General features: G+C 68.9%; 15 protein-coding genes. 7 read left to right on the forward strand and 8 right to left on the reverse strand.

The window, feature by feature from the left end; all coding sequences use genetic code 11:
* Positions 1-272: 272 nt before the first annotated feature.
* From K9U40_RS17285 to K9U40_RS17310, 6 genes are all read left to right on the forward strand, one after another.
* Positions 273-425, forward strand: a complete 153-nt coding sequence (locus tag K9U40_RS17285; RefSeq protein WP_282891378.1) for an aa3-type cytochrome c oxidase subunit IV — start codon at positions 273-275, stop codon at positions 423-425.
* A gap of 35 nt (positions 426-460) precedes the next feature.
* Positions 461-1609, forward strand: a complete 1149-nt coding sequence (locus tag K9U40_RS17290) for a Re/Si-specific NAD(P)(+) transhydrogenase subunit alpha (protein WP_282891379.1) — start codon at positions 461-463, stop codon at positions 1607-1609.
* The gene (locus K9U40_RS17295; protein WP_282891380.1) at positions 1609-2064 is read left to right on the forward strand and encodes a proton-translocating transhydrogenase family protein; all 456 of its coding nucleotides are present in this window, start codon (positions 1609-1611) and stop codon (positions 2062-2064) included. Before K9U40_RS17290 ends, K9U40_RS17295 begins: the two co-directional genes overlap by 1 nt.
* Positions 2065-2074: 10 nt before the next feature.
* Complete coding sequence (locus K9U40_RS17300) at positions 2075-3481, forward strand: NAD(P)(+) transhydrogenase (Re/Si-specific) subunit beta (RefSeq protein WP_282891381.1); 1407 nt, start codon at positions 2075-2077, stop codon at positions 3479-3481.
* A gap of 196 nt (positions 3482-3677) precedes the next feature.
* Positions 3678-5096 carry an exopolysaccharide biosynthesis polyprenyl glycosylphosphotransferase gene (locus K9U40_RS17305; protein ID WP_282891382.1) on the forward strand — a complete coding sequence of 473 codons (1419 nt, stop codon included), beginning with the start codon at positions 3678-3680 and terminating at the stop codon, positions 5094-5096.
* An 8-nt stretch (positions 5097-5104) separates the two neighbouring features.
* Positions 5105-6079 carry a glycosyl hydrolase family 18 protein gene (locus tag K9U40_RS17310; protein ID WP_282891383.1) on the forward strand — a complete coding sequence of 325 codons (975 nt, stop codon included), beginning with the start codon at positions 5105-5107 and terminating at the stop codon, positions 6077-6079.
* Between the two features lie 9 nt (positions 6080-6088).
* On the opposite strand, the gene K9U40_RS17315 is transcribed toward K9U40_RS17310, so the two are convergent.
* Positions 6089-6613, reverse strand: coding sequence for an HAD family hydrolase (locus K9U40_RS17315; protein ID WP_282891384.1), 525 nt, complete (start codon positions 6611-6613; stop codon positions 6089-6091).
* A 188-nt stretch (positions 6614-6801) separates the two neighbouring features.
* Between K9U40_RS17315 and K9U40_RS17320 the strand changes: the two genes are divergently transcribed.
* Complete coding sequence (locus K9U40_RS17320; RefSeq protein WP_282891385.1) at positions 6802-7611, forward strand: FkbM family methyltransferase; 810 nt, start codon at positions 6802-6804, stop codon at positions 7609-7611.
* A 39-nt stretch (positions 7612-7650) separates the two neighbouring features.
* Here K9U40_RS17320 and K9U40_RS17325 read toward each other — a convergent pair whose 3' ends face one another.
* The 7 genes from K9U40_RS17325 to K9U40_RS17355 form a co-directional block, all read right to left on the reverse strand.
* Entirely contained in the window at positions 7651-8487 is an 837-nt protein-coding gene (locus tag K9U40_RS17325; protein WP_282891386.1) for an FkbM family methyltransferase, read from the reverse strand.
* Between the two features lie 128 nt (positions 8488-8615).
* Positions 8616-9644: an acyltransferase family protein gene (locus tag K9U40_RS17330; protein WP_282891387.1), complete on the reverse strand. Its 1029-nt coding sequence runs from the start codon at positions 9642-9644 to the stop codon at positions 8616-8618.
* 29 nt (positions 9645-9673) lie between these two features.
* Positions 9674-11101, reverse strand: coding sequence for a hypothetical protein (locus K9U40_RS17335; protein ID WP_282891388.1), 1428 nt, complete (start codon positions 11099-11101; stop codon positions 9674-9676).
* Positions 11098-11907, reverse strand: a complete 810-nt coding sequence (locus K9U40_RS17340) for a WecB/TagA/CpsF family glycosyltransferase (RefSeq protein WP_282891389.1) — start codon at positions 11905-11907, stop codon at positions 11098-11100. The genes K9U40_RS17335 and K9U40_RS17340 overlap by 4 nt, the downstream gene beginning before the upstream one ends.
* Positions 11908-11975: 68 nt before the next feature.
* Entirely contained in the window at positions 11976-12836 is an 861-nt protein-coding gene (locus tag K9U40_RS17345) for a polysaccharide biosynthesis/export family protein (protein WP_282891390.1), read from the reverse strand.
* Between the two features lie 293 nt (positions 12837-13129).
* Positions 13130-15244, reverse strand: coding sequence for a GumC family protein (locus K9U40_RS17350; protein WP_282891391.1), 2115 nt, complete (start codon positions 15242-15244; stop codon positions 13130-13132).
* A gap of 184 nt (positions 15245-15428) precedes the next feature.
* Positions 15429-16718, reverse strand: a complete 1290-nt coding sequence (locus K9U40_RS17355) for a lipopolysaccharide biosynthesis protein (RefSeq protein ID WP_282891392.1) — start codon at positions 16716-16718, stop codon at positions 15429-15431.
* Positions 16719-17090 lie beyond the last annotated feature (372 nt).

Here is a 17090-nt window from a genome sequence, read left to right on the forward strand (position 1 = left end):
ACGCGGGGGCGTCCCTTCGGGGCGGGGCATCCGACCCACGGAATCAGGCGAAGAATCTCGATCGAGGCTCATGAGCAAAAATGTAGCACCCGATCCAGAACAAAACAAGAACAATACGGCCCTTTTGTCGTCTTCCCCTTTGCCTTCAGGGCGTTGCCGGGCAATGTCAGGGCTTCAAGGGGCCAGATTTGGCATATTGTACACCACGACCCGGTTGCCAGACATTCGCATCTCCGCTAAAGCCAAAAAAGAACGCTCAGCTGGGGGAAAAGATGGCTGAACACGCCACGACCGAATACGCCATTGCCGACGGTAACGACTACGCCGAACACGAGCGCACATACGCGCTCTTCACCGCCCTGACCAAATGGGGCGCGATCGCGGTCGCCGTTCTCCTCGCCCTTATGTGGATCTTCCTCCTCTGACCCGCTGACGGGCCGGAGCACCGGAGACATCTCAGATGAAAATCGCTGTCCCCGCCGAGGTTGATCTCGGCGAGCCGAGGGTCGCTGCGACCCCGGATACGGTGAAGCGTCTCGTCGCGCTCGGCGCCACCGTGGCGGTCGAGACGGGCGCGGGCGTCAAGTCCGGCATCCTCGATGCCGACTACGTGGCCGCCGGCGCCACCATCGCGCCCAACGCCGCCGACGCCCTGTACGGCGCCGAAGTGGTACTGAAGGTGCGCCGGCCGACGGAAGCCGAACTTTCGTCGTACAAGCCCGGCGCCCTGCTGCTGGCCATCGTCGATCCCTACGGCAACGACGAGGCGCTGGCGACGCTGGCACGCTACAACGTCAACGCCTTCGCCATGGAGCTGATGCCGCGCATCACCCGCGCGCAGGTGATGGACGTGCTGTCCTCCCAGGCGAACCTTGCCGGCTATCGCGCCGTCATCGACGCCGCCGCCGAGTTCAACCGCGCCCTGCCGCAGATGATGACCGCCGCCGGCACAGTGCCCGCCGCGCGCGTCTTCGTCATGGGCGCGGGCGTCGCGGGCCTCCAGGCCATCGCGACCGCCCGCCGCCTCGGCGCCATCGTGACCGCCACCGACGTGCGCCCCGCCGCCAAGGAGCAGGTCGCCTCGCTGGGCGCCAAGTTCGTCGCGGTGGAGGACGAGGAGTTCAAGCAGGCCGAGACCGCCGCCGGCTACGCCAAGCCCATGTCGGCCGAGTACCAGGCCAAGCAGGCCGCCCTTGTCGCCGAGCACGTCAAGAAGCAGGACATCGTCATCACCACCGCCCTGATCCCCGGCCGGCCCGCGCCGCGCCTGATCACGGCCGAGATGGTGGCCTCCATGCGTCCGGGCTCGGTCATCGTCGATCTCGCCGTGGAACGCGGCGGCAACGTGGAAGGCGCGGTGCCCGGGCAGGTGGTGTGGGTGGGCGACGTGAAGATCGTCGGCCATCTCAACGTCCCCGGCCGCATCGCGGCCTCGGCCTCGCCGCTCTATGCCAAGAACCTGTTCAACTTCTTCGAGACCATGGTGGACAAGGCGACCAAGTCCCTCGCCGTGAAGTGGGACGACGAGCTGGTGAAGGCCACGCTCCTCACCCGCGACGGCGCCGTCGTGCATCCCAACTTCGCACCCAAGATTGAGGGAGCGGCCTGATGAATCCCGCCTCAGCCCAGACCGTGACGGACGCCGCATCCCAGGCCCGTGCCGCCGCCGAAATCGCGCGGCAGGCCGCCGAAGCCGCCCAGCTCTACGCCGACCAGGCGGCCACCGCCATCGGCGCGGTGGCCCACGGCGCGACCGGGGGGGCCATCGACCCCTTCGTGTTCCGCCTCTCCATCTTCGTGCTCGCGGTGTTCGTGGGCTATTACGTGGTGTGGTCGGTGACCCCGGCGCTGCACACCCCGCTCATGAGCGTCACCAACGCCATCTCCTCGGTGATCGTGGTGGGAGCGCTGCTCGCGGTGGGCGTCACCACCGTGGGCGATGCAAGCCATGCCTGGGGCGCGCGCATCTTCGGCTTCGTCGCGCTCGTCTTCGCCTCGGTGAACATATTCGGCGGGTTCCTCGTGACCAGCCGCATGCTCGCCATGTACTCCAAGAAGAAGTGAGGCGGGGCACATGAACGCGAACCTCGCCGCCCTGCTCTACCTGGTCGCAGGCATTCTCTTCATCCTGGCCCTGCGCGGCCTTTCCCATCCCACCACCTCGCGGCAGGGCAACCTGTACGGCATGGTGGGCATGGGCATCGCCATCGTCACCACGCTGGCGCTCTCCCCCCCCTCCGACCTCATCGGCTGGGTTCTGGTGCTGGCCGGCATCGGCATCGGCGGCGGCGTCGGCGCCGTGGTGGCCAAGCGCATCGCCATGACGGCGATGCCGCAGCTGGTCGCCGCCTTCCACTCGCTGGTGGGCATGGCCGCGGTGCTGGTGGCGGCGGCCGCGCTCTATGCGCCGCGCGCCTTCGGCATCGGCGATCCGGGCCACCTGCACGGCGCGAGCCTGGTGGAAATGTCGCTGGGCGTCGCCATCGGCGCCATCACCTTCACCGGCTCCATCATCGCCTTCGCCAAGCTCAACGGCAACATGAGCGGCAAGCCGATCATGCTGCCCTCGCGCCACCTCATCAATGCCGGCCTCGGCATCCTGCTGCTGATCCTGATCATCGCCTTCGTGCTCACCGGCTCGATCACGCTGTTCTGGATCATCACCGTGGTGTCGCTGGTGCTCGGCGGGCTGCTCATCATCCCCATCGGCGGCGCCGACATGCCCGTCGTGGTGTCGATGCTGAACTCCTATTCGGGCTGGGCGGCGGCCGGCATCGGCTTCACCCTGGGCAACACGGCGCTGATCATCACCGGCGCGCTGGTGGGCTCCTCGGGCGCCATCCTCAGCTACATCATGTGCAAGGGCATGAACCGCTCCTTCATCTCCGTCATCCTCGGCGGCTTCGGCGGTGACGCCGCGGCGGCCGGCGGCGGCGCCCAGGCGGAAGCCCGCCCGGTGAAGCAGGGCTCGGCGGACGACGCGGCCTACATCATGAAGAACGCCGAGAAGGTCATCATCGTGCCCGGCTACGGCATGGCGGTGGCCCAGGCCCAGCACGCTTTGCGCGAGATGGCGGACATGCTGAAGGAGGAAGGCGTCGAGGTGAAGTACGCCATCCATCCGGTGGCGGGCCGCATGCCGGGCCACATGAACGTCCTGCTGGCCGAGGCCCAGGTGCCCTATGACGAGGTGTTCGAGCTGGAGGACATCAACTCTGAGTTCGCCCAGGCGGACGTGGCCTTCGTCATCGGCGCCAACGACGTGACCAACCCGGCGGCCAAGACCGACCCGCAGTCGCCCATCTTCGGCATGCCCATCCTGGACGTGGAGAAGGCGAAGACCGTGCTCTTCATCAAGCGCGGCATGGCGGCGGGCTATGCGGGCGTGGAGAACGAGCTGTTCTTCAAGGACAACACCATGATGCTTTTCGGCGACGCCAAGAAGGTCACCGAAGAGGTGGTGAAGGCCTTCGGCCACTGACCGGCGGCCCCTCGCCGGGGCCCCGATCCCTCAAGGGAGCCGCACGGCATGCGCCGGGGCGGCTCCTTTCGTTTGAGCCGGTTATTCGTACACGTTCGAAGCCTTCGCCGGCTTGACTGGCAACTGCTTATTCAGCAGAACAAATTCCAGTCGCGCTGGTAAATTCGCGCGTTCTGCCGGCAGGGGTTTCGGGGCGATGACACGTTGGACCCACGGGCTCGTCAATCGCCTCGTGCGGCTGTGCGATGTGGTCATGGCGGCATTGGCCGCCATCCTCGCGCATGACCGGTGGGATTTCCTGTCCTGGAGCCAGATGGCCATCCTCTGGGTGATCGGCGCCTTTGCCTTCGTCCAGATCCTGCAGGCCGGCCGCGCCTACCGCGTCGAGCATTATGTGCGGCCGCTGCGCCAGCTCGGGCATCTGATGGTGGCCGGCGTCCCCGCGGGCGCGCTGCTCGCGATCTGCTACTACGCCATCATCCCCATCGGCTCGACCAACCTCGCCGCGCTGCTCGGCTGGGGGATCCTCACCGCGCTGGCGCTGATCTTCGGCCGGCTGGTGCTGGTGCGCCTGGGCATGGCGCTGGTGAAAGCCCACGAGGTGCTCAGGCGCAATGCGGTGATCGTGGGCGATCCCGCCCGGGCCTGCGATCTCGTGCATCGCTACCGCGAGGAGGAGGGCGCGGACGGCCTGCTCACCTTCGTGGGCCTGTTCGACGAGGGCCATCTGCCGGGCGAGATGACGCCGCCGCCCCCCACGCCCCAGGGCGTGCCCCTGCTGGGCGGGCTCCCGGACCTGATGGAATATGTGAAGCACAATCCGGTGGATATCGTGGTCGTCGCCAAGAGCTGGGACGACCCTGCGGCCATCAGCGCCATCGCCAACCAGATGTACCAGATCGCGGCGGACGTGGTGGTGGAGCTCGACCCCGACCGCTTCATGCTGAACTACGCCAGCCTCACGCGCATCGCCGGCGAGCCGGCGCTCCAGGTGCAGCAGCAGCCGCTCAAGGGCTCGCTCGGCCTTTTGAAGGGCGTCGAGGACTATGTGGTGGCGACTGTCGGCCTCATCCTCGTCGCGCCGGTGCTGCTCGTCGCCGCCGTCGCCATCAAGCTCGATTCCCCCGGGCCGATCCTGTTCCGTCAGCCGCGCGTCGGGCTCAACAACCGCGTGTTCCAGTGCTTCAAGCTGCGCACCATGCGGGTGGACCCCGCCGACGACGGCTCGCTGGGCACGACCCGGGACGATCCGCGCATCACCCGGGTGGGGGCCTTCCTGCGCTCCACCTCCATTGACGAACTGCCCCAGCTCGTCAATGTGCTCCGCGGCGAGATGTCGGTGGTGGGGCCGCGGCCGCATGTGCCCAACATGCAGGTCGCCACCAATGTGCGCTACGAGGCGATCCGGCAATATGTCGCGCGCTACCGGATGAAGCCCGGCATCACCGGATGGGCGCAGATCAACGGCATGCGGGGCGGCATCAACACCCTCGAAAAGGCCGAGCGGGGCGTCGAGCTCGACCTCTTCTACATCGAGCACTGGTCCATATGGTTCGACATCAGAATCATGCTGCTCACCATCACCAAGGGCATGGCCGGGCCTGCGGTCTTCTGAGCCTCCTGATGGTCCTGTCCCTGGGGCTGCTCTCCGGCCGCGCCGGCGCGGCCGAGGGGGCGGGGCGGCCGTTCCTTGCCTATCTCGCTTCCTGGACGGAAGTCGCGACCGGGGACCCTGCCAAGACGCTGCTGGCCCGCTTGCCCGGCACCATGTCCCATGTGGCATTGGGCTTCGTGAAGCCGGACCTTATCTATGCCGGCGACCTGGACCTGTCGCGGACCGGCCTCGCCTTTCCCTTTTCCGGCACGGTCCTGAAAGGGGCCATCGCCGCCCTCAAGGCGAACCACCCGGACACGAAAGTGCTGCTGGCGGTGGGCGGCTGGGGCTATTTCGGCTGGGACGCTCGTGATTTTCGCGCGTTGGCGCATCTGGTGAGGGATCTCGGCGCCGACGGCGTCGATCTCGACTATGAGACGGCGGATTCCGGCTGCGCCCGCACCCCGGACGGTCGCATCGCCTGCGCCGACGATGCCCGCGCCATAGCGGTGCTGGCCGATCTTCGGGTGGCGCTGCCCCGGCCATATGTGGTGAGCCTTGCCGGCTGGAGCGTCGGCGCCTATGGCGAGGGCGCCTTTGCCGCCTCGCAGCCGCGCTATGGTCCCTATGTCGGCATGATGCGGGCGGTGCTGAAGTCGGAGGCGGCGCAGGGGCTCGATCTCGTCTCGGTCATGTCCTACGACGCCGGGCCTAACTTCCAGCCGCTGGAGGCCTTCCGGGCCTATCGCAGCCTGTGGCCGGGGCCGCTGGCGCTGGGCATCCAGGTCATGCCGCCGGAGGCCGGCGGCCCGCGCTTCACGGTGGAGCGCACGGTCCGGCTGCTTCAGGAGGTGCTGTCCGATCCGAAGGCGGGCGCCATGCTGTACGGCCTCGGCCTGGTGCCGCCCGGCCCCACGGGGCCGGACAATCCCGATTACCGCAGCCTTGCCCGCGCCATCTGCGTCAGCCTCGACCGTGCGGGGTGCGCCGCGCCGGTGCCCTGAACCGGACGATCACTCAGGCGGGGGGCACACGGCGCGCGCGAAGGCGAGCAGGTCGCCGCCGGGAAAGAGGTGGCCGGCGATGCCTGCCGCCGCCGCCGCCGCCATGTCGGAGGGCTGGTCGCCGATGAGCAGGCTTGTGCCGCGCTCCACCGGCCAGTGCGCCATCAGGTCGAGGATCATGCCCGGCGCCGGCTTGCGCCAGGGATGGACCGCCCGATAGGCCGGCACCGCCGCATCCGGATGGAACGGGCAATAGCGCCAGTCGTCCACATGGGCGCCGACGGCCTCAAGCTCACCCGCGATCCAGCGATGCAGGGCGGCAACCTCGTCTTCCCCGTAATAGCCCCTGGCGACGCCGGACTGGTTCGTCACCACGAAGACGAGATGGCCGAGCGCATTGAAGTGCCGTACCGCCTCGCGGGCGCCCTCGACCCAGCGAAAGTCAGCCGGGCTGTGGACGTAGCCCGTATCCACGTTCAGGACGCCGTCCCGGTCGAGAAACACCGCCGGGCGCGGAGGGGGTGGGCTGCTCAATCCATTTCTCCTGCGCAGGGGGCGCCACCATAGGAAAAGCCCCGGGCTGCCGCCAGCCCGCCAATCCCCGGGTTGCAAGTGCGCCCGCCGCAAGCTCTGCTTCCATTGTCTTCCATCGCGGCTCTGCTATGAGAGGCGTGGCGAGAACGCCTGATATGGCGCGGCGGAGCGGCTTCCGCACGGGGCGCATGCTGAGATCCTTGAAGGCCATCGTCGAACGCCGCATGCCGCGGATCTTCGCCCTCCTGTGTCCGCTGGTCGATGCGCTCGCCACGCGGGACCCCCGGAGCGAGGTGGCGCTCCTGCCCATGTTTGTGGATCCGGGTGACACCGTCTGCGATATCGGCGCCAACCGGGGGCTTTTCACCTATTGGCTGCTCCGGCGCGGCGCCCGGGTCATCGCCTTCGAGCCCAATCCGCACCTTGTTCGCATCCTGAGGCTGCGCTTTCGCCGCGAACTCGGCTCCGGCGCGCTGGCCCTGCTGGAGACGGCGCTGGGGGAGGGGGCCGGCGCGGCGGTGCTGCATGTGCCGCGTGATCGCTCGCCGCTGGCCACCATCGACGGCGATCTGGCGCGGCGCGTGGACGGCCCGATGGACGAGGTCCGGGTCCCGATTGCGCGGCTCGATGCCTGCGTCAAAGCGGATGTCAGCTTCATCAAGCTCGACGTGGAGGGCTACGAGGCGCGGGTGCTGGAGGGGGCGCGGGGCATTCTCGCGGCGAGCCGGCCGACCTTCCTGATCGAGGCGGAGGAGCGCCACCGGCCCGGCGCGGTGGCGGCGGTCCGGCAGGTGCTGGAGCCCTTCGGCTATCGCGGCTTCTTCCGGTTTGAAAACCGCATGCGGCCGATCGCCGGGTTCGATCCGGCCCTCCACCAGCCCATCGCGGCGCTGGAGCGGGACGGGACGCGCCCGAGGGCGGGGGCGCTCTACGTCAACGACTTCTATTTCGCCGCCCGGCCCGACATCATCGCCCGCCTGGAGCGCTGGCAGGGCTGAAGGGCATCCCCCCGCTTTCTTGGACGCCGGCCCCGGCGTTCAGATGGGCCGCCCGTCGGGGTGGAGCGCCACATAATTCCCGAAGCGCGTGGGGCGGGTCGCGAGCGGCTTCAGCGTGCCGTCGTCCTGAAGCTGGAAGAAGCCGTAGCCCAGCGCGCCGAGCGCCACCCAGGCCGCCGCCGGATCGCCGCCGTCCTTGAGCAGGGTGGGGCAGTTCATCTCGAAGATCACGGCGGGGTGGAACCGGCCGAGCGTCCCGGCGGCGCCCTTGATCACCCGGTCCTCCGCCCCCTCCACGTCAATCTTGAGGCAGTCCACCCGATCCAGCCCGAGGTCGGCGACGAGGCGGTCGAGGGTGGTGATCTCCACCTCCTCGCTCTCGCTGCTGGTGCCGTCATTGATGAGGGAGAAGGCCTGCGGGTCGTCGCCGAGGGGATTGTGGAACAGCACCGCCTTGCCTTCCGCGTCCGAGATGGCCTTGGGCACGATGGTGACGTTCCGGAAGCCGTTGAGGGCGAGATTGTCGGCCAGTTGCCGGCCGGCGACGGCGCCCGGCTCGGCGGCCACCACGCGGCTGGCGAAGGTGGCCGCCTTCAGGGTGAACAGGCCGATATTGGCGCCCACGTCCACGAACACGTCGCCGGGACGCAGGAACTTCTCCAGGTAGCGCACCTCCGGTTCCACCTTGTCGCGCAGCAGGAACACGCTGGTGGTGGTGAAGCGCAGGTCCGCCGGCAGTTTCAGGCGCGCGCCGCCGGGGGTGATCTCGGCCACCGGGTTGCGGCCGAGGGCCACATGGGCCGCGAGCGAGATGGCCCGGCCCGTGACGGCGATCGGGGCCTCGCGGAAGGCCGGCTCGTTCACGAGCTTTTTCACGCGTCTCCACATGTCACTGCCCCCTTGGCATCACCATTGCCCGCCCCGGCCGGACGCGCGGAATAGACAGCCCCCGCGAGCGTTCGGCAAGGCGCACGCATGCTTTTTCGTGCCATGCCGCCCTGGGGTCATGGTGTCGCGGCCCGGCTGGCCCGGGGCCTCGCGCTCATGAGCCGTAGCAGCGGCTTCTCGACCGCCAGATGCAGGACGATGGCGGCGAGAAGCGCGGCGCCCACCCCGGCGAGGGCGCAGGCGAAAAAGGACAACGGCGCCGGCAGGGGAAGGTGCGCGAGGACCTGGCCCACGGCCGAAAGCACCATGCCGTGCACCAGATAGAGCGCATAGGAGGCATCGCCCAGCAGCGCGAGTGCGCCGATCCGCCGGACCGGCCGCGCCCGTTCCAGAACGAGGGCGCCGGCCACCACCATGGCGGCGGGAATGCCCCACTGGATCACGCGGGTCTCGGGCGCCACGTCGCCCTGCGCGAGCAGCGACACGAAACCGGCCGCCAGGAACACATAGCCCCATCCACGCGCCAGTGGCGGTCCTTCGAGATACCAGAGGCCGAGGGCGAGGCCGAAGACGAATTCCAGCATGATGGGCGCGGTGTAGAAGGCAAGGAAGGCATTCTCGCCCGGAACCGCGCGGCCAAGCAGCGCGAGCCCGGTGAGGAAGAGAGCGATGGCGGGCAGCCGCGCCCGTCCGGGCAGCAGCAGGGCTACGCCCCACACGAGATAGAAGAACATCTCGTAGTTCAGCGTCCATCCCGGAACCACCAGCGGCTCCAGCGTGCCGAGCACGGGATGGTGCGCCGGCAGGAACAAATAGGAGGCGAGGATGTGCCAGGCATCCGCCCTGCCGCTTTTCACCAGCTGCGGCGCCGCCAGCAGCAGGGCGAGGCTCGCCGTGGTCACGATCCAGTAGAGCGGGACGATGCGCACCAGGCGCTTGACGTAGAAGCTCACGGTGTAGCCGTCCCGGCCATGGGTGGTGACCAGCATCAGGAAGCCGCTGAGCACGAAAAAGATATCGACGCCGGCCGCGCCCGACTGCGGCCAGGGCGCGGCGAGGCCGAGGCGCGACAGCGGCGCCCCGAGGTGGAACACCACCACCATCAGGCTCGCCACCGCCCGCAGATATTGCAGGGATTCAAGCATGCCGCATCCCTGCGGTCCGAGGCGCGCGATCAGCCGGCACGACCGAGCATCCCGCGTCCCGAAGTCCGCCCCGAAACACCTCCGAGGGCCACATGGCGGATCGCCTTGGGCGGGCTGACGGCGCCCTGCCCGGTCGGCGGCGGACCGGGCGGCAATGCGCGCCGGCGGCGGTCGAGATAGACGGTGAGCGCCATGACGACGCCGAGCTCTCCGGGTGTGAAGACCACCGAATACACGGCGGAACTCACGATCAGATACAGCACGTAATCGCAGAGCGCGAGGGCGAACGGGTCATCGAGGCCGCGTGTCAGCCGGAACGCCGTGATGAAGCACCAGGCGTGCAAAGCGGCGAGCAGGACGGCGCCGATGATGCCGTATTCGAACACGACCCCGATCCATCCGAGGTCGGCGATGAAGAACTGGTCGTTGCCGAAGATGTCGTTGAGAGTCACCGTGCTGAAGCGGGTGGTGGCGCCGACGCCGAAGATCCAGCGCATGGGGTCGTCGCCGAGGAAGGCGAAGGCCAGCGCCGAGGAATGCTGCCGCACCGCCAGCGAGGCGCCGAAGGCGTCCTGTGCATCGCCGGAGCCGCCGCCGGGCAGGAGGCCGAGCTTGCGCCCCACCAGGAAGAGGCCCACCGCTCCGGCCGCCATCCCGAGCCCGAGCACGATCCGGCGCGCCCGCTGGGGCAGGGACATGGTGACGCCGACCGCCACCACCACGAGCGCTGCGGCGATGGCGGCGCGCTGCTTGTAGATGAGCAGCATGGGCGCGAAGGCCAGCACCACGCCGAGCCCATAGAGGATGTTGCGCCTGAGCACGAAGGAGCGGGACAGGAAGAAGACCAGGATCATGCCGAAGACCATGGGCATGTAGACGCGGTAGCCGCGCTCCAGGTCGAACAGCAGCAGCTTGCTGTCGGCGGGATTGTCCGCATACCAGGACGCGGGCGCGACGAGATAGATGATCACCATCAGGAAGAAGGTGGCCGCCCCCAGCCCCAGCACCGCCTTGCGGATGCTCTCCGGCGGCACGGCAAGCAGGGCCAGCAGCGCCGACAGGCTGAAATAATAGGTGAGGGGCCACGCCTTGACGGTGGTGGTCAGCGCGTCGAGGAAGCCGTTGCCGAGCTGGATCACCGAAACCAGCGGCGTGAAACCGAGCCCATAGGCCAGCACCACCATGAACATCCGGCCCGCCGGCAGCCTCAGCCGGACCAGGCCGTAGAGGGCCAGCGGCAGGGTCAGGAAGGGCCAGGCCTTCGACAGCAGATAGGGCGCCGGATATTCGTTGAGATAATAGAAGACCTGGGCGAACAGCGGCAGCGTCGCCGCGAAGGCCAGCGTCGCGAGCCCGCCCGTCCCGTCGTCCCGGCCTGGCGCGATGGTGGCGCCGCGGCGCAGGGGGATGACCACGCGGCGTTGGGGCGGATCCCGGCTCGCGGGCTGGTCGGTCACGATCCCCCGCCCCCGCCGGGCCGCATGCCGTAGGCGGCGGGATCAAGCTTCGCCTTGGCGGCGATGAGGAAGATGGGCAGGGAATCCACGAACACCCGCTCGAAATGGGTGCTCGGGCTCTGCGCCAGCCGGTAGAGCCATTCGAGGCCCAGCCGGCGGAAGGCGGGGCTTGCGCGCTGGACGAGGCCGGTGAGGAAGTTGAGCGCGCTGCCCACGCACAGCCCCGTTCCCACCGCCGCCCCGCGCTGGAAGATCATGTGCGCGAGATATTCCGAGCGCGGCGCCCCGGCCACCAGGAACACGTAGCGCGCGGGATGCTCGATGACGAATTGGATGGCCGCCTCCACCGCGGCCGGATCGTCGATGAAGCCCATGGGCGGCACGTGGAGGTTGAGCGTGCGCAGGCCGTAGCCTGCCATGAGACGGCGCCTCATCTCCTCGCTGCCGCCGATCACCGTCACCGGGTCGTCGGGCTGGATCACATGCTCGAACAGCTCGGCGGTGAGGTCGCTGCCGGGGCAGAGCGGGATGTCGAGGCCGAACAGGCGCTCCGCCAGCAGGTGGGGCACGGCGCCGTCGAGCACGTTGAGGCCCGCATCCGCGAGCGCCGCGGCAAAGCGCGCATCCTTGCGGTCGTTGAGCCGCACCAGGTGGGAGGCGTTGGAGGTGATCACATAGCGGAAGGGCGCGCCCATGGGCCGCGCGCCGATGACGTGCGCGGCGCCGGGCACGTCGAGGCAGGCGAACGGCGCGCCGAGGAAGGTCTGGGTGCGGAAAAGCGTGTCCGTTTCGGATGCCGCGCGCATGCGTGATCGACGCCTCTTGTCCACGCCTGTGTTCATGCCGGGCGCCGGGGCTACCGCGCCCGATCAGGCTATTGCAGGAACGAGGTTCCGCCACCGGTCTGTGAATAGGTGCCGATCGTATAGCTGAACTGGCGCTGGAACGGCACCACCTTGTTGATGAACTGGTCGATCCACAGATTGACCTCCGCGATGGACGAGCGCGGCACATAGATGATGTCGCCGCTCACCAGCGGCACGTCGTTGGCGTCGAAGCCGGTCTGGATCACGTCGCGCACATTGACGAGGCGCAGCATGGGCTCGTTGTTGGGGCCGCGGCGGATGAGCGCCACCTGCCCGGTGCGCGATTCCTCCGTGAAGCCGCCGGCGAGCAGGATGCCCTGGAGCACGCTGGTGCCCATGTCGGCGAGCTTGAAGGCGCCGGGATGGGCCACCATGCCGCCCACATAGACGCGGGCCGAGGCGGCTTCCTCCAGCGAGACCACCACCTTCTGGTCGGCGAGCTCCTTGCGCGATTCGCGGCGCACATAGTCCTGTACGCCGGAGAGGGTGGAGCCCTCCACCCGGATCTGGCCGATGGCGCGGGGCGCGATGGAGCCGTCCGGGCTCACGGTCAGGTCTTCGTCCATCTCGCGGGTGATGAAATACTTGATCTTGATCTTGTCGCCGGGCCCCAGCCGATAGCTTGGCACCAGGTCGCTCCACGGCTTGAACCGTTCCGCATTCACCTCGGTGAAGCGCAGCTCGTGGCCGGTGGTGAAGGGCTCGGTGCCGGTGTTCTGGGAGGTGGCGATGGCGGCGCAGCCATTGAGCGCGAAGCTCAAGGCGAGGAAAGCGAGTGCTGCCCCGCGTCGCGGCCCCCGCGCCGGAAGTCGATCGTCCCGTGCCGGGCCGCGAGCGGTGTTCGCCACGCCGCATTCTGGCAAGACCATCGACCAACTCCCGCGCCTAATCGTATTCAGAAGGTTAACGACAAGATCGTCCTGCATGACTGACCGCTTCAGGCGGCGCCCGACATGGCAAATCTCTCGTGGAAACCCTTGAACGTGGTAAAGCGACACTAAAGCGGCGTGGTTAACGAAACGCTTATCAATGGTGCCGAGAAACCGATCGGGTTGCCGGCGCTCCGGAAGATGCGGTGCCGCCGCAGGCGTGCGGGCGCGGCCCTGCCGGCGGTGGCGGGGCGGTGCGGATCCCTGGTTTGCGGGAGTAAAGCCGCGCGCCCTCAGGCGCGGCGATAGAGCCACTGCGGCAGGTAGTAGCGCCGGCCGAGAAAGACGAGGCCCAAAGCGAGGCCGCCACTGTCCGCCACCTGGTCGCGCAGGCGGAGCACGGCCGGCATGCGCGACTTTTCCGCCTGCACCGCAAGGACGTTGCCGTCCGCCAGCTGGCAGAAGCGCTGGGTGACCAGGGAGGCTCCGGGCAGGTCGGAGGAGATAACCACCACGTCGAAGGCGCGGCGCAGCTCGGCCATCATCAGTTCCGCCTCGGCGATGGGCAGGCGGATGTCGAGCAGGGGTGAGCGTGCCATGTCGGCGGCGGCCCACAGCATCGGCACCGGCGTGCCGGAGACGGCGATGCCGCCACGCACTTCGCTGCTGCCTATGGCGAGCGGATAGGGCGCGGCGCTGGAGAGGTCCACCAGCAGCGTGCGCAGCTGGCGCCGCGCCGCGAACTCCTCCGCCAGCCGCCGGGCGAGCCAGGGCAGGGCATCGTCGGCATCCGGCGAGAGGAAATGCATGACGCGCAGCGGCGCATCGTCGATCCTGGTGTCGAGCAGCAGGGTGGCGCAGCTGCCGATGGCTTCGTCGGTGTCGGCGTTGCCGGGCTGCTCCGCGTCCGCGTCGAACACCGCGAGCACCGGCAGCCCGAGGGAGCGCTCGGTCTCTGCGGGCGTGATGAAGGAGGTGCGCAGGGTCGAGGCGACGGCCCCGGCCGCGCCGCCGAACAGGAGGGCGGCGAACAGGCCCGCCGCCACCAGCGGCAGCGCCAGCGAGCGCTTGGTGACCGCCGAGCCCGCCTCCTGCACCACCCGCACCGCGGACTGGCGCGACTGGGCCGCGGCTTCCTCGATGGAGGCGGCCACGGCCCGGCGCTGATATTCGCGGAAGCCTTCCCCCAGGGAGTCGCGCTTGCGGTTGAGCTCGATGAGCGGCGTCTCGGCGGCGCGCAGCGCGGCGAGGCGCGCCTCGGCGAGGCGCTGCTGCTCGACCAGCTCGCTTTTCTGGCGGCCGAGGGAATCCTGCTCCACCTTGAGGCTCAGGATCATGTTCTGGATGTAGTTGACCTGCGGGTTGCGCACCGCCCGGTCGGTGGAATAACGCCGCTCCGAGCGGCTCTTGATCCGCGCCCGGATGGTTGCGATCTGCCGGTCGAGGTCGCGCAGCAGCTGGCTGCCCGGCGCATACTGGGACGCCACCCGATCGCGCTCCAGCAGCAGCTTGGAGAGGGTGTTGTTGTCCTCGTCGCCGGGCAGGGCGTCGGTCTTCTCGGCGAAGTCGAACACCGAATCCGGCAGCGCCGCGAACTGCTTCTCGGCCTCCGCGACCTGGGCGGCGACCGCCACCTCGCGCTCGGCCACCTGCCGGCGGCGCTGGAGGATGCTGTCCACCTGGTTGGAGGCGAGAATGGCGTCCTGGGCGAAATCAATGATGCCGGCCTTGGCCTTGAGCTGCTCGATCTCCCGGTCCACCGCGGTGAGGTCGGCCTGGAAGCGGTTGACCTCCAGCATCAGGATCCTGGCGGTGGGGTTCTCGAACAGGCGGCGGCGGGCCGCGAGATAATTCTTCACCAGCGCGTCGGCGGCGGCGATGGCCACCTCGCGGTCGGGATTGGTGACGCTCACCCGGATCACGTTCGAGCCCGACTGCACCGAGGCGCGAACGCTGGCCTGGAAGCGCTCCACCGCCTTGTCCATCAGGTCCGCGTCGGAGCTGAACAGGCGGGTGAGCGCGGCGAGCCGTCCCGGCGGGAACAGGTGATCCGCGCCGATCTCGACCACCGTGGCACGGGCGACGTCCGCGCTCTCGATGATCTGCACTTCCGATTCGACCTGCTTCAGGCCCTCGATGCTGAGCACGGCCGGGCCGGTGTCGGTCACGTTCTGGGCGCTGGAGACCTCGCGGCTCACGATGACCATGAGCAGGCTGGAGGCGGTGTATTCGGTGCGGCTGGTCACTGCCACCGCCAGCGCCACCACGAGCGGGATCAGCCCCGCCAGCAGCACGATGCGGATGTGGTAGAAGGCGGCGATCAGGAAATCGCGCAGGGTGAAAGCGGGCGGCGTGGATCCCGTGGCCGGTTCCGTGGCGCCGGGCTGGGCCGCCTGCGGCATCAACATGCGTCCCCCCGCTTCACGCTCTGCACCCCTCGTCCGGCCGGTGGCGCCTCGACCGGGACCCTGCGGCAGCCCGGACAGCAAGCTGCGCACACCGTGCAATGGTGCCATTACTTTACCGTTAAGAGAGGGTTGCGGCCGGCATGTGGCGCATCAGAAGGCTTGGCGCATCAGAAGGCTTGGCGCATCAGAATGCCTGGGGCATCAGCCGCCGCACCGCCAGCGTGGCGCCGATGGCGAGCTGGGCCGCGAACACGGCCGTGGCGATGGCCGCGCCGATCATGCCGAAGGGCGGGATGAGCAGGACGCACAGGGTCCCGCACACGAGGGTCTGTCCCACCGTGAGCCAGCGCAGCACGCCACCATGGCCGGCCATGGCCAGCACGATTTCCTGGCAGGGCAGCAGGCAATAGACCAGCTGCCCGATGCCGAGGATGACCAGCGCGGTGGCGGCGATCTCGAATCCCGGTCCCACCAGGTGCAGCACCTGAGACGGCAGCAGCACCATCACCGCCACCACGGGGGTGCCGAAGGCCGCCACCGCGAGGCGCACCCGCCGGTTCAGCAGGCGCAGCTCGGCCCATTGTCCCTGCCGGTGGCGGGCGGCGAAGGAGGGGGCGGCGACGCTGCCGATGGAGGTGCTCACCACCCACACCAGCATGGAGATGCGGTTCGCCACGCTGAAGGCGCCCACCTGCGCGGGCAGGCCGAAGGTGGCGAGCAGCAGCACTGGCAGGGACGGCAGCAGGATCTGCACGATCTCCACCACGGACAGCGGCATGGCCGTGCGCCACAGGGCCGGCAGGGGCGCGCCGGGGGGCGTGTCGGTGTGGGTATCCACGAAGCGATGGCGCTCGCGGAAGAGGAGGATGGCGCCGATGACGGTCGCCGCGACGTTGGCTGCCGCCAGGGCCAGGAGCAGGCCGTCGAGGGAGGTGACCCCGGCGACCACCGCCGCCAGCGTCAGCACCGGCCACAGGCCGTTCTGCACCAATTGCCCGGCGGCGCCCTTGTGGAGGCCCAGCAAGGCGTTGCCGATGAAATAGCAGGTGGCCTGGGGGAGGATCACCAGGGCCGAGAGCAGCAGAGGGCGGGCGGCATCAGGGTCGCGGAACACGTAGTCCGCCAGCGGCTGGGCGAAGGCGGCGGTCAGCAGGGAGACGGCAAGCCCGAGCCCGAGCACCGCACCGAGCCCGCCGAGAAAGGCGCGTCCGGCGGCCCGGCCCTTGCCGACGGCGAGCTCGGCCGCCACATGGCGCACCACCGCGCGCTCGAAGCCGCCCCGCGCCACGGTGGCAAGCACTCCCACCACGGTGAGGCAGAGGAAGAAATAGCCCGAATCATGCACCCCGAGGGCCCGCGCGCCGAGCATGTAGAGACCGAGCTTGCCCACCATTTCCAGGCCGCGGGCCATCATGGCCCCGGCATAGGTCCCGTAGGTGCGGACGAGGGTGACGACGGAGCGCGGTGGCGTCACGTCCGCGCTCCGATGGGGAACGGGCCGCGCCGGGGGTGTGGCCGGAAGGGACGGCGTGTTTGTGCGATCATGCCGGCCTTGCCCAATCCTGATCCCTGTTCGTGCGGTAGATCCACTAGAGCATTTTCACGCGAAGTGGATACCGGTTCGCGTGAAGAAAATGCGATGACCGGGAGATGGAGCATGTCCGCTCAATGGGCATGAGTGGAAAATTCCCCGCCCGGTGAAGACGGGTGTTGTGGACGGTGGGTCGAAGGCTCGGGTGAAAATGGTCGGACGGATTGGCACGGATGCGAAGCAGGTGGCGGGCGCCGGGGTGGCAGGTCCGCTTGGCCCGGAAGGCCCGCTTGGCGCGGCGGGTCGGTCCGGGGC

It is taken from the genome of Xanthobacter autotrophicus, from assembly GCF_030015065.1.
Lineage (GTDB): Bacteria > Pseudomonadota > Alphaproteobacteria > Rhizobiales > Xanthobacteraceae > Xanthobacter > Xanthobacter autotrophicus_D.

Excerpts from the sequence above, each read along its gene's own strand:
- K9U40_RS17330 (WP_282891387.1), bottom strand. The coding sequence starts at position 9,644 with ATGCTTGAATCCCTGCAATATCTGCGGGCGGTGGCGAGCCTGATGGTG.
- K9U40_RS17340 (WP_282891389.1), bottom strand. The coding sequence starts at position 11,907 with ATGCGCGCGGCATCCGAAACGGACACGCTTTTCCGCACCCAGACCTTC.
- K9U40_RS17350 (WP_282891391.1), bottom strand. The coding sequence starts at position 15,244 with ATGTTGATGCCGCAGGCGGCCCAGCCCGGCGCCACGGAACCGGCCACG.
- K9U40_RS17320 (WP_282891385.1), top strand. The coding sequence starts at position 6,802 with ATGCTGAGATCCTTGAAGGCCATCGTCGAACGCCGCATGCCGCGGATC.
- K9U40_RS17295 (WP_282891380.1), top strand. The coding sequence starts at position 1,609 with ATGAATCCCGCCTCAGCCCAGACCGTGACGGACGCCGCATCCCAGGCC.
- K9U40_RS17305 (WP_282891382.1), top strand. The coding sequence starts at position 3,678 with ATGACACGTTGGACCCACGGGCTCGTCAATCGCCTCGTGCGGCTGTGC.
- K9U40_RS17290 (WP_282891379.1), top strand. The coding sequence starts at position 461 with ATGAAAATCGCTGTCCCCGCCGAGGTTGATCTCGGCGAGCCGAGGGTC.
- K9U40_RS17345 (WP_282891390.1), bottom strand. The coding sequence starts at position 12,836 with ATGGTCTTGCCAGAATGCGGCGTGGCGAACACCGCTCGCGGCCCGGCA.
- K9U40_RS17310 (WP_282891383.1), top strand. The coding sequence starts at position 5,105 with ATGGTCCTGTCCCTGGGGCTGCTCTCCGGCCGCGCCGGCGCGGCCGAG.
- K9U40_RS17285 (WP_282891378.1), top strand. The coding sequence starts at position 273 with ATGGCTGAACACGCCACGACCGAATACGCCATTGCCGACGGTAACGAC.
- K9U40_RS17300 (WP_282891381.1), top strand. The coding sequence starts at position 2,075 with ATGAACGCGAACCTCGCCGCCCTGCTCTACCTGGTCGCAGGCATTCTC.